At 63.7% G+C, this 14,806-nt stretch carries 9 protein-coding genes; 8 read left to right on the top strand and 1 reads right to left on the bottom strand.

From position 1 onward, the window contains the following. Positions 1-13 precede the first annotated feature (13 nt). Both FBZ89_RS02475 and FBZ89_RS02465 read left to right on the top strand, forming a co-directional pair. Positions 14-787: an FCD domain-containing protein gene (locus FBZ89_RS02475; RefSeq protein WP_145748426.1), complete on the top strand. Its 774-nt coding sequence runs from the start codon at positions 14-16 to the stop codon at positions 785-787. A gap of 527 nt (positions 788-1,314) precedes the next feature. Continuing rightward, a complete protein-coding gene (locus FBZ89_RS02465; protein ID WP_145748424.1) occupies positions 1,315-3,621 on the top strand; it encodes an acyltransferase family protein in 2,307 nt (768 codons plus the stop codon). 92 nt (positions 3,622-3,713) lie between these two features. Here FBZ89_RS02465 and FBZ89_RS02460 read toward each other — a convergent pair whose 3' ends face one another. Next, positions 3,714-5,363 (bottom strand): lactate permease LctP family transporter, encoded by a 1,650-nt coding sequence (locus tag FBZ89_RS02460; RefSeq protein WP_145748423.1) that lies wholly within the window; start codon positions 5,361-5,363, stop codon positions 3,714-3,716. A gap of 554 nt (positions 5,364-5,917) precedes the next feature. Here FBZ89_RS02460 and FBZ89_RS02455 point away from each other — a divergent pair. The 6 genes from FBZ89_RS02455 (at position 5,918) to FBZ89_RS02430 (ending at position 14,686) form a co-directional block, all read left to right on the top strand. Further along, positions 5,918-6,682, top strand: coding sequence for a (Fe-S)-binding protein (locus tag FBZ89_RS02455; protein ID WP_145748493.1), 765 nt, complete (start codon positions 5,918-5,920; stop codon positions 6,680-6,682). Further along, entirely contained in the window at positions 6,672-8,195 is a 1,524-nt protein-coding gene (locus tag FBZ89_RS02450) for a LutB/LldF family L-lactate oxidation iron-sulfur protein (RefSeq protein WP_145748422.1), read from the top strand. The genes FBZ89_RS02455 and FBZ89_RS02450 overlap by 11 nt, the downstream gene beginning before the upstream one ends. Continuing rightward, positions 8,192-8,842 (top strand): LutC/YkgG family protein, encoded by a 651-nt coding sequence (locus FBZ89_RS02445; RefSeq protein WP_145748421.1) that lies wholly within the window; start codon positions 8,192-8,194, stop codon positions 8,840-8,842. The genes FBZ89_RS02450 and FBZ89_RS02445 overlap by 4 nt, the downstream gene beginning before the upstream one ends. Positions 8,843-8,848: 6 nt before the next feature. After that, complete coding sequence (locus FBZ89_RS02440) at positions 8,849-11,701, top strand: FAD-binding and (Fe-S)-binding domain-containing protein (protein WP_145748420.1); 2,853 nt, start codon at positions 8,849-8,851, stop codon at positions 11,699-11,701. A gap of 148 nt (positions 11,702-11,849) precedes the next feature. Then, positions 11,850-14,072, top strand: coding sequence for a malate synthase G (locus FBZ89_RS02435; protein WP_145748419.1), 2,223 nt, complete (start codon positions 11,850-11,852; stop codon positions 14,070-14,072). Positions 14,073-14,317: 245 nt separating this feature from the next. After that, positions 14,318-14,686 carry a hypothetical protein gene (locus FBZ89_RS02430; protein ID WP_145748418.1) on the top strand — a complete coding sequence of 123 codons (369 nt, stop codon included), beginning with the start codon at positions 14,318-14,320 and terminating at the stop codon, positions 14,684-14,686. The last annotated feature ends 120 nt before the right edge of the window (positions 14,687-14,806 follow it).

Genomic DNA, 14,806 nt, shown 5'->3' with positions numbered 1-14,806 from the left:
CTGACGGGACCCCATGAAGGACAGCATCCGGCCGGCCAAGCTGGCCGACACCATCGCCGAGCATCTGGAACAGCTGATCGTGGAAGGCAGCCTGCGCCCCGGCGAGAAGCTGGTGCCGGAGCGGGAACTGGCCGTGCGCTTCAACGTCTCCCGCCCTTCGCTGCGCGAGGCATTGGAGAAGCTGGAGCAGCGCGGCCTGCTGCGCAGCGGCCGGGGTGGCGCCACCTTCGTCGCCCCCCTGCTGGGCCCCACCTTCACCGAGCCGCTGCACGCCGTGCTGGCCGCCCGGCCCGAGACCACCTTGGATTACCTGGAGTTCAGGACGGAGGTGGAGGGCGCAGCCGCCTACTACGCCGCCCTGCGCGCCACCGATGTCGACCGTGCCCAGATCCGGGCCCGGTTCGAGGCCATGGAGGCCGCCCACGGCCATGACGAGGCGAAGGAAGAGGCGGACGCCGACGCGGAATTCCACCTGGCGGTCTATGAGGCCACGCACAACGTCGTCATCCTGCACATCATGCGGGCCCTGGCCGAGATGCTGCGCCAGGACGTGTTCTTCAACCGCGCCAAGCTGTACCAGCGCACCGGCGTGCGCCAGCTGCTGCTGAGCCAACACCGCGCCCTCTATGAGGCGATCATGAAAGGCGACCCGGCGGCGGCGCGCGCGGCGGCCGAGGCGCACATCAATTTCATCCGCGACGCCCTGGTCGAAATCTCCCGCGCCGACGCCCGGCTGGAGGCCTCGCTGCGCCGCATCGCCGGCGGGGATATCGTGGCGGAGAAGTAAGTCCCCTTCCCTACGTCCGCACCCGCGACAGGCTGACCGAGGGCGGCGCGCCGAAGGTGCGGCGGAAGGGCACGCCCATCTCCCGCGTGAACAAGTACTGGAAGCGGGACGGCGACAGGCCGGCCAGCCGCGCCAGGGCGCCCCCCCGCGAGGCAGGCCACGGTCTGGTGATGCGATATGAAACTGAGTCCGGGACGGGGAGCGGCGGGCACTTCACCGACGTCGCCTACGGACGGGACACGGTGATGGATGAGCGCCCGATCTACAACAGGCCAAGCGGGGGGCCGTGATCGAGCGGCATTCTAAATGAAGGGAGCAACGGCGGGTCGGCGCTGAAAATCTGTCTCCCCCCTTCTGATCTGAGGTCGGGGGGAGCCACGGCAGTGACTATTGGAACTTTTTTCTTTTTTTGTTAGGGTGCCTCCCTGCAAAATTGCGACCGACAATAGCTTGTAGTCAGAAATGCCCCTAAGAAAAATTACAATATAGCAGCCAATTATCTATCCACCTTCCGGCAAGAGATTTCCATGTCTTTATCTTATAGAAGTCCCGCGTTCCGAAATGACATCGAGGGATTACGTGGCATCGCCGTTCTTTCCGTTCTCTTATTTCATTTGCAAATATCTGTCTTTTCTGGAGGATATATCGGCGTTGATATTTTTTATACGATTTCCGGGTATTTGATCACCAGGAATATAAGCTCAGAAATTGATGAGCAAAAGTTTACCTTTGCCAATTTCTATCTTCGCCGGCTGCACAGATTATTTCCAGCTGCGTTTTTCGTAACAGCCACAAGTTTTGTTGCGGCTTCCATAATATTTCCTCCAATTTATCTTACAAAAATGAGTGGCGAGGCCATTTATTCCATATCCGGGCTGGCGAACATTTATTATTGGCTGCAGTCTGGTTATTTTGATGTCAGTTCTATACAGAAACCACTTCTTCATATGTGGTCTCTTGGCGTTGAAGAGCAATTCTATCTTCTCTGGCCTGCATTCATGGTTTTAATTTCAAAGTTCAACGAAAATGCGCGCGCCCTGATCATTGGCGCGGTTGCTATCCTTAGCCTTCTGGCCTGCACAATCGTTATGGCGTCCCATCCAGTAACAGCGTTCTTTCTCACCCCATTTAGGATATATGAATTTGCCATCGGCGCAGGTCTTGCCGTCCTCAAAACGAAGTTGCCTCGCCTTATTCATTCACTTTCTTGTATCGTTGGCCTTCTTTTGATTGCCGTCTCCATCTTCCTCTATACAGAACATACGAGTTTTCCCGGCTTGCACGCACTTATCCCTACGATGGGTGCAGCCCTTATTATCTTTAGCCGAGGAGGGGGCCTGAGTGGCCGTGTCCTGGATAATGCCCCCATCCGTTGGATAGGCAGAATCAGTTATTCACTATATCTAGTGCATTGGCCACTGATTGTTTTTGCAAACTATGTTCATGGCGACATAGATTCTTTTTTCTGCAAATTTCTGCTTCTTGGTTTTTCGCTTCTTTCCGGCTATTTACTGCATCACTTTGTCGAAATTAGATTTTTCATAAGAAAATCCAAACCAACGAAGAACTCCAATGCGTTCGTGCTGTGCTGCATGTTTTGCATTATGGCTTTCACTCCTATCGCTGCCGATGCCTGGGCCAGCGGTGGGTGGAAATGGCGCATCAGCGAAAAATTGAGCGCGCTAAATCAGACAACGAAAGAGGAATATGATCGTTACTTATTCTCCCATAATGGACTCTATTCCAGAACCCAGTTCAACTCATCCCGGCCGAACGTTCTAATTGTTGGCGACTCTCAGGCTGCTGACTTTCTGAATATGATGGTCGAGTCCGGATTGGGAAATGCGGCCAATATCAGGATACTGCCCATCATCACGCAATGCGGTACCCTTATCGTCAACAAAGCTGAGAGAAAACACTTCCTGGAGTCCGTCAATCCGCCATCCGCCAGCTCTACGGCCTTGCGTGAAGAATGCGAAAAGAAACAAGAGGAATTTGAGAACGATCCTCACGTTCAAGAGGCCAATGTTGTTTTTGTTGTTGGCCTTTGGTCTGATTTCCAAATTCCATATTTAAAGGAAACTGTCGACACTTTAACAGCAAAGACCAAAGCTGATATCTTTGTAGTGGGGAGAAAGACACAAAAGGAAAGTTCTATCGATTTGGTCAACAAGATTGGTAGCTTCGATGGAATCGAAAAACAATCCGCGCTCTATAACCAATTGCCTTCTGTGCGAGCAATTAATCGGCAGCTTGAGAATTTCTGGCCTACGAAATTCATCGATATTATTGACTATATATGCCCAGCCGCCGATTATTGTCACGTTTTAACGGAAGACAAGAAGGCAATCTTTTACGACGCCACTCATCTTTCCAAGGATGGGGCTCAATTTCTTGGAAAGAAGATGGCAAACGATCTAACAAAGAAAATATTCTCCAACTCTATTTGTAGCCAGGGCATAATCTTCCAAAATGAAGAGGCCTGGCATGCTTGTGAGAGCGATGGACGATGGCTCAAGGACATGGGGACTGTTCTACAGATACCAGACGCTAAAGGAGCCCGCAGCATCTCCATGACGGGGCGTTTCTATGCCTATCCGCGCAAAATCATCATTTTCGCCAATGGCGACATCATTTATAGCAATACGATTGATGGCAGTGAAACGCATCCGGTCACCATAAATGCGGTTCTACCCTCTCCTTTGCAGCAAGATAAGCTTACGTTGAAGTTGGACTTCGAAGGCCCGGCCCCCACCAGTCCTGTTACGCTGCAGCAATCAGACGACGGCCGCACACTGAATTTCTTTTTGCAGGATCTGAAAATCCTACGCTGAGTCGTCGCGGTTCAGTCATTGTAAGCTCCTTGCGAATGTAGAAGGCCCCGGCGGTCGCTGGCCGGGGCCTTGTCACATATAAAGCCGGTGCCCTATTGCGGAATCATGCCGGTGAAGACATAGGCCTGCAGCAGGGTGATGACGCCGACGATGCAGACGAAGAAGAGGCTGTGCTTCAGCGTGAAGCGCAGCAGGTTGGACTCGCTGCCCACCAAGCCCACGGCGGCGCAGGCCACCGCGATGCTCTGCGGGGAGATCATCTTGCCGGTGACGCCGCCGCTGCTGTTGGCGGCCACCAGCAGAAGGTCGGAGACGCCCAGCTGTTGCGCCGTCGTGGCCTGCAGCGCGCCGAACAGGGCGTTGCTTGATGTGTCCGACCCGGTCAGGAACACGCCCAGCCAGCCCAGGATGGGCGAGAAGAAGGGGAAACCCTTGCCCGCCTCCGCCAGGGTCAGCGCCAGGGTGGAGGACAGGCCGGAATAGTTGGCGATATAGGCGAAGGCCAGGACGGCGCCGATGGTGTACATGGGCCACTTCAGCTCCGCCAACGTTTCCCCGAACGTGACCAGCGCCTTGCCCGGGGCATAGCGCAGCACCACCATGCTGAGGATGGCGGAGATGAGGATGGCGGTGCCGGTCGCGGCCAGCAGGTCCAGCTTGTACTGCGCGGCGTAGGGGGTGGCGGCCTTGACGATGGGGGCCACCTTGGTCACGGCGTTGTGCAGGCTGGGCACGTCGAAGAGGAACACTGTGTCCACCAGGGCGCCGCCCTTGGCGAACAGGGCCTTGAAGGGCTTCAGGCTCCAGATCGTCACGATGACGGTGAGGATGAGGAAGGGCGACCACGCCTTCAGCACCTGGCCGCCGGTGTAGGCCCGGGCCTCCCGCTCCGCCGCCAACGGCTGGTCCTTGAAGCGGAAGATGCTCTTGGGCTTCCAGAACTTCAGGAACACCGTCAGGCACAGCAGGCTGATGAGGGCGGAGATGATGTCCGGCAGCTCGGCCCCGATGTAGTTGGAGGTGAAGTACTGGCTGACGGCGAAGCTGACCCCCGTCACCAGGATAGCGGGCCACGTCTCCTGCACGCCCTTGGCCCCGTCCATGATGAAGACCAGCCAGAATGGCACGAACACCGACAGGGCCGGCAGTTGCCGCCCGGTCATGGCCGCCACCTTGTAGACGTCCAGGCCCGAGACCTGGGCACCGACGATGATGGGCGTGCCCATGGCGCCGAAGGCCACGGGCGCGGTGTTGGCGATGAGGCAGAGGCCGGCGGCGTAAAGGGGGTTGAAGCCCAGGCCCGCCAGGATGGCGGCGGTGATGGCCACCGGCGCGCCGAAGCCGGCCGCGCCCTCCAGGAAGGCGCCGAAGGCGAAGCCCACCATCAGCATCTGCAGGCGTTGATCCTCGGTGATGGAGATGACGCTGGCGCGGATGATGTCGAACTGCCCCGTCTTCACCGTGATCTTGTAGAGGAAGACGGCCGCCACGATGATCCAGGCGATGGGCCACAGGCCGTAGAAGAAGCCGTAGACCACGGCGGCGATGGCCGAGGACGCCGGCATGCCATAGGCCGCGATGGCGATGATCAGGGCGATCAACACGGTCAGCGTGCCGGCGACGTAGCCCTTCAGCCGCAGCACGGCCAGCGCCACGAAAAAGAAAACGATGGGCAGCACCGCGACCAGCGCGGACACCACCATGTTCCCAAACGGGTCGTAAACTTGGACCCAAGGCTGCATGGCCTTCCCCCCTATTTTGTTGTCATGTCGAAACCAGGCAGAACGCGTAAGGCGGCGCGGGGTCGGGGATGCCGCCGGTGCCCGCCGGCGTCCTGTCGTTCCTCCCCACGCGCTGGTATCGGTCAGGCGCGCTGATTCAAGCGTCCCGGGCAGGTGCCCCAGGCAGGTGCCCCGGGTATCGCCCGGGTTGGTGTCTCCTTGGTCAAATTACTGTACCATGGACACAATGATGGATAACCCGCGCGCCGGGCGGGTGCAAACGGAAAAGAAGGCCCTAATCCAAGGTCTTGGTTAACCCGGTTACGTTTCGGCCGATCCGCCTAGGGGATAAGGCCGGCCAGAGCCCTTGGGATTAAGCCGCTGAATAATTTGGCCTTCCGTCACAATGCGGAGGACGGGCCCGAGACAACCATTCTTGGTAAAATGATTTGACCAAAATTGCCCGTTGGTAAAATATGCCGCCGACAATTTCCCCAGCGCACAGGCGGGAACGCCGCGTCCAGGGGCAGCATCCTGGGAGGGACGGGCTTTTGACCACCACGAACCTGGCCGCAATGCATACCGCCGCCGCCGCCCCGGCGGCCCGGCCGGACACGGTCTATTTCTTCGGCACCTGCCTGGTGGACATGCTGTACCCCGAGGCCGGGCTGGCCGGCATGGACCTGCTGCGCCACGCCGGCGTGCGCGTGGTGTTCCCGGAGGGGCAGAGCTGCTGCGGCCAGCCGGCGCGCAACTCCGGTTACTTTGAAGAGGCGCGGGAGGTGGCGCGGGCGCAGCTGGACGCCTTCCCCGGCGACGTCCCCATCGTGGTGCCCTCGGGTTCCTGCGCCGGCATGATGAAGACCCACTACCCCCACCTGTTCGAAGGCGACCCCGACCAGCCGCGCGCCATCGCTTTCGCCGCCCGCATCCATGAACTGACCGCCTTCCTGGTCAACGTGCTGGGCGTCAAACTGGAGGACAAGGGGGAGCCGGTGACCGTCACCTGGCACCCCTCCTGCCATTCGATGCGCGAGATGGGCGTGGTGGACCAGCCCAAGGCCCTGCTGCGCCAACTGGCCAACGTCACCCTGGTGGAAAACAAACGGGAACGGGAGTGCTGCGGCTTCGGCGGCACCTTCGCCGTGCGCCAGACGGCCGTGTCCACCGCCATGGTGTCGGACAAGCTGGCCAGCGTGCGGGAGACCGGCGCCGGCACCCTGCTGTCCGGCGACTGCGGCTGCCTGATGAACATCGGCGGGCATGCCGAGAAGGTGGGTGACGGCACCCGCTGCCGCCATATCGCCGAATTCCTGATGGAGCGCTGTCATGCTCAGTGAGAAGGGGGGCGCTGATGGCGGACATCCCCCCGAGCATGCGCCCCGGTTCGCCGAGCGCGCGCCCGACGCGCTGAACAACCCGCAGCTGCGTCGCAACTTCCGCCGGGCCATGGACGGCCTGATGGCCAAGCGCGCCGCCCAGTTCCCCGACCCCGCCTATTGGGCGGAACTGCGGGAGCGGGGGGCCGCCGTGAAGGCCCGCGCCCTGGCCAAGCTGCCGGACCTGCTGGAGCGGCTGGAGGCCAGGCTGACCACCAACGGCGTCCAAGTGCACTGGGCGGAAACGACGGAGGAGGCCAACGCCATCGTCCTGGGCATCCTGCAACGGGCCGGCGCCCGCACCGTCATCAAGGGCAAGTCCATGGTGTCGGAGGAGATGCACCTGAACGCCCACCTGGAGCGGCACGGCATCGAGGCGGTGGAATCCGACCTGGGCGAATACATCATCCAGCTGGCGGGGGAGACGCCGTCCCACATCGTCATGCCCTGCATCCACAAGAACAAGGATGAGATTTCGGACCTGTTCGCGGAGAAGATCCCGGGCCTGGAACGCACCGGCGACGTGGATGAGCTGACGGCCGCCGCCCGCCGCGTCCTGCGCGAGCGCTTCGCCCAGGCCGACGCCGGCATCTCCGGCGTCAATTTCGCGGTGGCGGAGACGGGCACCCTGGTGCTGATCGAGAACGAGGGCAACGGCCGCCTGTCCACCACCATGCCACCCCTGCACATCGCCGTGACCGGCATCGAGAAGGTGGTGGAGCTCCTGGACGACATCCCGCCCCTGCTGGCCCTGCTGCCCCGCTCCGCCACCGGGCAGCCCATCACCACCTATGTCAACATGATCAGCGGCCCCCGGAAGAAAGGGGAAATGGGCAAGGCGGGGGAGAAGGACGGGCCCACCGCCGTGCACCTGGTGCTGCTGGATGCGGGGCGCAGCCGCGTCTACCAGGATGTGGAGCTGGCGGACACGCTGCGCTGCATCCGCTGCGCCGCCTGCATGAACCACTGCCCCGTCTACACCCGCGTGGGCGGCCATACCTACAACGCCATCTACCCTGGCCCCATCGGCAAGATCCTGACGCCGCAGTTGCAGGGCCTGGACGCCGCCGGCGACCAGCCGCACGCCTCCACCCTGTGCAACGCCTGCGCCGAGGTCTGCCCGGTCAAGATCCCCATCCCCGACCTGCTGGTGCGCCTGCGCCGCGAGGCGGTGCGGCCGACCGAGACGCCGGCCACCCACCTTCCCGTGGTCAAGGACGGCGGAGCGGAGCGGTCGTGGAATGAGGCCCTGGTCTGGGCCGGCTGGCGCCTGGTCTACACCCGGCCGCTGCTGTACCGCATGGTCACCCGCGCCCTGGCCTGGGGCGGCAACTGGGTGCCGGCCGGCGCCCCGCTGATGCGCGACTGGACCACGGCGCGGACCAAGCCCCGCTTCAAGCCCCGCACCCTGCATGATCTGGCGCGCGAGCGCGGTTACCCCAATCGCTTGGAATTGGACGAGGTGCCGAAATGAGCGCGCGCGCCAACATTCTGGGCCGGCTGAAGGCCGCCCCCGCCCGGCCCGGCCCCGACCTGCCGCCCTGGACGCCCCCCACCTACGCCGACAAGCTGGCCCGCTTCCGCCAGATGGCGGAAGCCAACCACGCCGAGATCCACGACGTGACGGCCGAGACCTGGCCGGAACGGCTGGCCACCCTGCTGAACAACCGGGGTGTGGGCCGCCTGATGGTCGCCCCCGGCACGCCGCGCGGCGATACCCTGCTGCGCGCGGCGGCCCAGGGCGTGGCGCTGCCCACCCTGGTGCCCTATGACCGCGCGGTGGAGGACCTCAAGGACACGCTGGTGCACCAGGTGGACGCCGGCCTGACCGGCACGCGCGGCGCCATCGCCGAGACGGGCACCCTGATCCTGTGGCCCACGGCGGAGGAGCCGCGCCTGTTGTCGCTGCTGCCACCCCTGCACATCGCCGTGCTGGAGGAGGACGCGCTGCACGACACGCTGGCGGCGGTGGTGCGGGACCAGGGCTGGGCGGCGGGCATGCCCACCAATGCCCTGTTGATTTCCGGCCCGTCCAAGACATCCGATATCGAGCAGACGCTGGCCTATGGCGTCCATGGGCCCAAGGAACTGATCATCCTGCTGATCAAGAAGGGGGAGTGAGCGGCCATGCTGGACACCACGCTGAACGCCGCGCCCATCCGCGATTACGACGCCCTGCGCGCCGAGCTGGCCGGCGTGGTGCCGGCGGATCGCCTGATCACCGACCCGCTGCGCCGCCTGGCCTATGGCACGGACGCCAGCTTCTACCGCCTAACCCCCAAGCTGGTGGTGCGGGTGGACGGCGAGGCGGAGGTGAGCCAGGTGCTGGCCGCCTGCCGCCGGCACAACACGCCCGTTACCTTCCGCGCCGCCGGCACCTCCCTCTCCGGCCAGGCCATCACCGACAGCCTGCTGATGGTGCTGGGCGACGGCTGGCACCGCTCCGTCATCAATGACGACGGCAGCGTCATCAAGGTGCAGCCCGGCATCATCGGGGCGGAGGTCAACCGCCGCCTGGCGCCCTATGGCCGCAAGATCGGGCCGGACCCGGCCTCTATCGAGAGCTGCAAGATCGGCGGCATCGCCGCCAACAACTCGTCGGGCATGTGCTGCGGCACGCACGAGAACACCTACAAGACCATGCTGTCGCTGCGCTTCATGCTGGCGGACGGCACCCTGGTCGATACCGGCGACGCCGCCAGCGTGGCCGCCTTCCGCGTCAGCCATGCCGACCTGCTGGCCCAGTTGGACGCCATGGGCCGGCGGGTGCGGGACGATGAGGCGCTGGCCAACCGCATCCGGCGCAAGTTCGCCATCAAGAACACCACCGGCTACAGCCTGAACGCCCTGGTCGACTATCAAGACCCGGTGGACATCCTGGCCCATCTGCTGATCGGGTCGGAAGGCACGCTGGGCTTCATCGCGGAGGTAACCTACCGCACCGTGCCGGAACTGGCGGACAAGGCCAGCGCCCTGCTGCTGTTCCCCGACATCGTGGAGGCCGGGCGCGCCGCCTGCCTGCTGAACGGCGGGCCGGTGGCGGCGGTGGAGCTGATGGACCGCGCCAGCCTGCGCAGCGCCAAGGGCCAGCCCGGATTGCCGCCCGAGATCGACAGCATGGGGGAGGACGTGGCCTCCCTGCTGGTGGAGACCCGCGCCGTCAGCCCGGAGGCCTTGCGCCAGAACATCGCCGCCATCGAGGGGCTGCTGGCCGGGGTCACCCTGCTGCGGCCCCCGGCCTTCACCACCGACGCGGCCGAGTACACCAAGCTGTGGAAGATCCGCAAAGGGCTGATCCCCACCATCGGCGCCATGCGCCAGACCGGCACCAGCGTCATCATCGAGGACGTGGCCTTCCGCATCGAGGACCTGGCCGACGCCTGCCACGACATGCGGGCGCTGTTCGACAAGCACGGCTATCCCGACGCCATCCTCATGGGCCACGCCCTGGCCGGCAACCTGCACTTCGTCTTCGCCCAGGATTTCAGCACCGAGGCGGAGATCGAGCGCCACGCCCGCTTCATGGACGAGATGGTCCACATCGTGGTGGAAAAGTACGATGGCTCGCTGAAGGCGGAGCACGGCACCGGCCGCAACATGGCCCCCTTCGTCGAGCTGGAATGGGGCAAGGCGGCCACGGCGCTGATGTGGGAGATCAAACGCCTGCTGGACCCGGCCAACCTGCTGAACCCCGGCGTGCTGCTGAACACCAACCCGCGCCTGCACCTGGAGAACCTGAAACCCCTCCCCCCGGCGCACACCCTGGTCGACACCTGCATGGAGTGCGGCTTCTGCGAGAAGATGTGCCCCTCGCACGGCATGACGCTCAGCCCCCGCCAGCGCATCACCGGCCTGCGGGAGATCGCGCGCCTGACCGCCCTAGGGGATGCAGGACGGGACCCGGCGACGGAGCTGCGGGAGCTCTACGATTACCACGCCATCGACACCTGTGCGGCCTGCGGCCTGTGCGCCACCGCCTGCCCCGTGGGCATCGAGACCGGACAGCTGACCAAGGCCCTGCGCGGCCGGCGCCACGGGCCGAGGGCGCGCACCGTGGCCGCCCTGATGGCCCGCCACTACGGCACCGTGCTGGCCGCCACGCGCGGCGCCCTGAGCCTGGCAGCCTTCGCCGCCCAGGCCATCGGCCCGAGGAAGGTGGCCAGCCTGGCCGCCTACGCCCGCACGCTGTCGGGTGACCGCCTGCCCCACGCCGGCCCCAACCTGCCGGAGGGGGCCAGCATGGCCTGGCTGAAGGACCTGCCCCCGGTCAGCGCCACCGGGGAGCCCGTGGTGTACCTGGCCGCCTGCGCCGGCCGCACCTTCGGCCCGGCGGTGGAGGATGGGGAGGCCGATCCCCTGCCCGCCGTCACCCTGCGCGTGCTGGCGCGCGCGGGCTTCCGCGCCATCGTGCCCGACAACCTGCCCAACCTGTGCTGCGGTCTGGCCTTCGAGTCCGAGGGCATGGCGGCGGCGGCGGACGCCAAGTCGGCGGAGATGGAGGCGGCGCTGAAGGCCGCCAGCGACAATGGCCGCATCCCCATCGTCATGGACGCCAGCGCCTGCACCCAGCGCCTGAAGACCTGGCTGGCCGGCCGCCTGCCGGTGAAGGATCTGGTGGAGTTCCTGGCGCAGGACGCCCTGCCCCGCCTGACGCCCACGCCCCAGGCGGCGCCGGTGCTGCTGCACCTGAACTGTGCCGCCCGCAAGATGGGCATCGACCCGCAGGCGGCCACGGTGGCCCGGGCCTGCGCCACCACCGTGGTGGTGCCAGAGCGGGTGGGCTGCTGCGGCTTCGCCGGTGACAAGGGCTTCGTCGAGCCGGAGCTGAACGACCACGCCCTGCGCTTCCTGGCGCCCCAGGTGCCGGCGGGGTGCGAGGCGGGGTATTCCAGCAACCGCACCTGTGAGATCGGCCTGGCCGACCATGCCGGCGTGCCCTATCGCCATCTGGTCTATCTGGTCGACAGGGCCACGCGCTGACGGACCTATGTCCCAGGGAGCCTTCCGCACCGTTGACGGCGACCCCGCCGCCGCCTACCCATATCGGGCGTCGAAAAACAGTGCGTCATAAATCCGCGATGGCCTGCCCAAGGCCACGCATGAGCGATAGAAATCAGGGGAGAGGACCATGACGGCACGGGTTACGGCCGGGCATCTTCAGGTGGCGCAGGAACTGTTCGACTTTGTCGAGAACGAGGTCCTGCCCGGCACCGGATTGTCGGTGGAGGCCTTCTGGCAGGGCGTGGATGTGCTGGCGCATGAACTGACGCCGCTGAACCGCGACCTGCTGGCCAAGCGCGACGCCATCCAACAGCAGATCGACGACTGGCACCGCGGCCAGAAGGGCCGGCCCTTCGATGGTGCGGCCTACCGCGCCTTCCTCTCCGCCATCGGCTACATCCAGCCCGAGGGGCCGGACTTCAGCGTCAGCACCGCCAACGTGGATGCGGAGATCGCCACCATCGCCGGCCCGCAGCTGGTGGTGCCGGTGATGAACGCCCGCTATGCCCTGAACGCCGCCAACGCCCGCTGGGGCAGCCTGTACGACGCCCTCTACGGCACCGACGCCCTGCCCGAGGATGACGGGGCGGAGCGGGGCCGCGGCTACAACCCCATCCGCGGCGCCAAGGTCATCGCCTTCGGCCGCACCTTCCTGGACCAGTCCTTCCCCCTGGCCGACGGCTCGCACCGCGACGCCACCGGCTATGCCATCGTGGACGGCGCCCTGGCGGTGGCGCTGGAGGGTGGGGCCCAGGGCGAACGGACCACCGGCCTGGCCGACCCCAGCCGCCTGGGCGGCTGGCAGGGCGACGCCGCCGCCCCCACGGTGATCCTGCTGTGCCGCCACGGCCTGTATGCCGAGATCCATATCGACGCCACCCACCGCATCGGGCGCGAGGACAAGGCCCACGTGGCCGACATCGTCCTGGAATCCGCCATCACCGCCATCATGGATTGCGAGGATTCGGTGGCGGCGGTGGACGCCGCCGACAAGGTGCTGGCCTACCGCAACTGGCTGGGCCTGATGAATGGCACCCTGGTGGCCCAGTTCGAGAAGGGCGGCCAGACGGTGGACCGCCACCTGAACCCGGACCGCGTCTACACCGCCCCGGGCGGCAAGACCCTGACCCTGCCGGGCCGCAGCCTGATGCTGGTGCGCAACGTCGGCCACCTGATGACCTCGGACGCCGTGCTGCTGGCCGACGGGAGCAACATCCCCGAGGGCATCCTGGACGCCGTCATGACCGGCACCATCGCCCTGCACGACCTGCGGCGCGACGGCGTGGGCGACACCCCGGCCGTGCGCAACAGCCGCGCCGGCAGCGTCTATATCGTGAAGCCCAAGATGCACGGGCCGGAGGAGGTGGCGTTCGCCAACCGCCTGTTCGGCGCGGTGGAACAGCTGCTGGGCCTGCCGCCCAACACCCTGAAGATGGGCATCATGGATGAGGAGCGGCGCACCACCGTCAACCTCAAGGAATGCATCCGCGCCGCCCAGCACCGGGTGGTGTTCATCAACACCGGCTTCCTGGACCGCACCGGCGACGAGATCCACACCTCGATGGAGGCCGGCCCCATGGTGCGCAAGAACGACATCAAGGGCACCGCCTGGATCAAGGCCTATGAGGACTGGAACGTCGACACGGGCCTCGCCTGCGGCCTGAAGGGCCGGGCGCAGATCGGCAAGGGCATGTGGGCCATGCCCGACCGGATGGCGGACATGCTGGCCACCAAGATCGCCCACCCCCAGGCCGGCGCCAACACCGCCTGGGTCCCGTCCCCCACCGCCGCCACGCTGCACGCCCTGCACTACCACACCGTGGACGTGGCCGCCCGCCAGGCCGTGCTGGCCGGCCACCGCCGCGCCAAGCTGGAGGATATCCTGACGCCGCCGCTGGCGCCCCTTGGCGTAAATGGCGCCGCCAATTGGTCGGAGGATGAAATCCAGCAGGAACTGGACAACAACGCCCAGGGCATCCTGGGCTATGTCGTCCGCTGGGTGGACCAGGGCGTGGGCTGTTCCAAGGTGCCGGACATCAACAACATCGGCCTGATGGAAGACCGCGCCACCCTGCGCATCAGCAGCCAGCACATCGCCAACTGGCTGCACCACGGCATCTGCACCAAGGACCAGGTGCGGGCGACCCTGGAGCGCATGGCCGCCGTGGTCGACCAGCAGAACGCCGGCGACCCCGCCTACACCCCCATGGCCCCCCACTACGCCCAGAGCATCGCCTTCCAGGCCGCCTGCGACCTGGTGTTCGACGGCGTGCGCCAGCCCAACGGCTACACCGAACCGGTGCTCCACCGCCGCCGGGCGGAGGCGAAGGCGCGGGAGGCGGGGACGTAGGCGCGAGGGTTGGGGTGAGGTTGAAGGGGCGGGACTGTGAGGTTCCGCCCCATTTTCCATGCTCGGAATCGAGGGCTCCTGAAGCGTCGGCGGCTTATATCTCTGCATATGTTCTCGCGATGATTCCGCTGGCGTGGCCATTTCGGTAGTTGACAAAAAATGGTAAATAATCAAGCATTATATCCAATAGGTAGTGTGCATTTTGTGAGGATATTACCACCTATAAACTATAGACGGAGGAAATTATGCAGAACACCCGCGCCTATCGCAATTTTATGGCGCAATTAATAAAAGAAAGAAAGATTGACAATGACCAAGGAAGTTCATTTGAAGCGAGTGTTGAAATTATAATAGGTGATGAGGTTAGATATTCGCCAAAATGCAGGGTTTATTTTCGACGCCATCATGAATCTGATGGAGACGTTATGCATATAGTACCAAGCGAACTTCTGCGCGAAGGAGAGGTATACGAGCAGGGAAAATATCCGTCAGAATTTAGAACAAATGTTTATTATAAATATCCACCCATGATATTTAAAGCAATAGGCCAATCCCTGCACATCTCAGGCGAGTATTTTGGAAAGAAATTTATCGCCGTCATAATCCCAATTTAGATCATAAAATTAAATAAACTTTCATGAAATTTACCAATACACGAACTTAAATATGAACCTGGTATTCTATGAACTATTTACTTATTAAACCCCTCTGAAAAACCCATATAGGATTATCTC

The organism is Nitrospirillum amazonense (assembly GCF_007828045.1).
GTDB classification, from domain to species: Bacteria; Pseudomonadota; Alphaproteobacteria; order Azospirillales; family Azospirillaceae; genus Nitrospirillum; species Nitrospirillum amazonense_C.
Note: the sequence above shows the minus strand (reverse complement) of the source record. Positions and strands in the feature narration are given on the sequence as shown.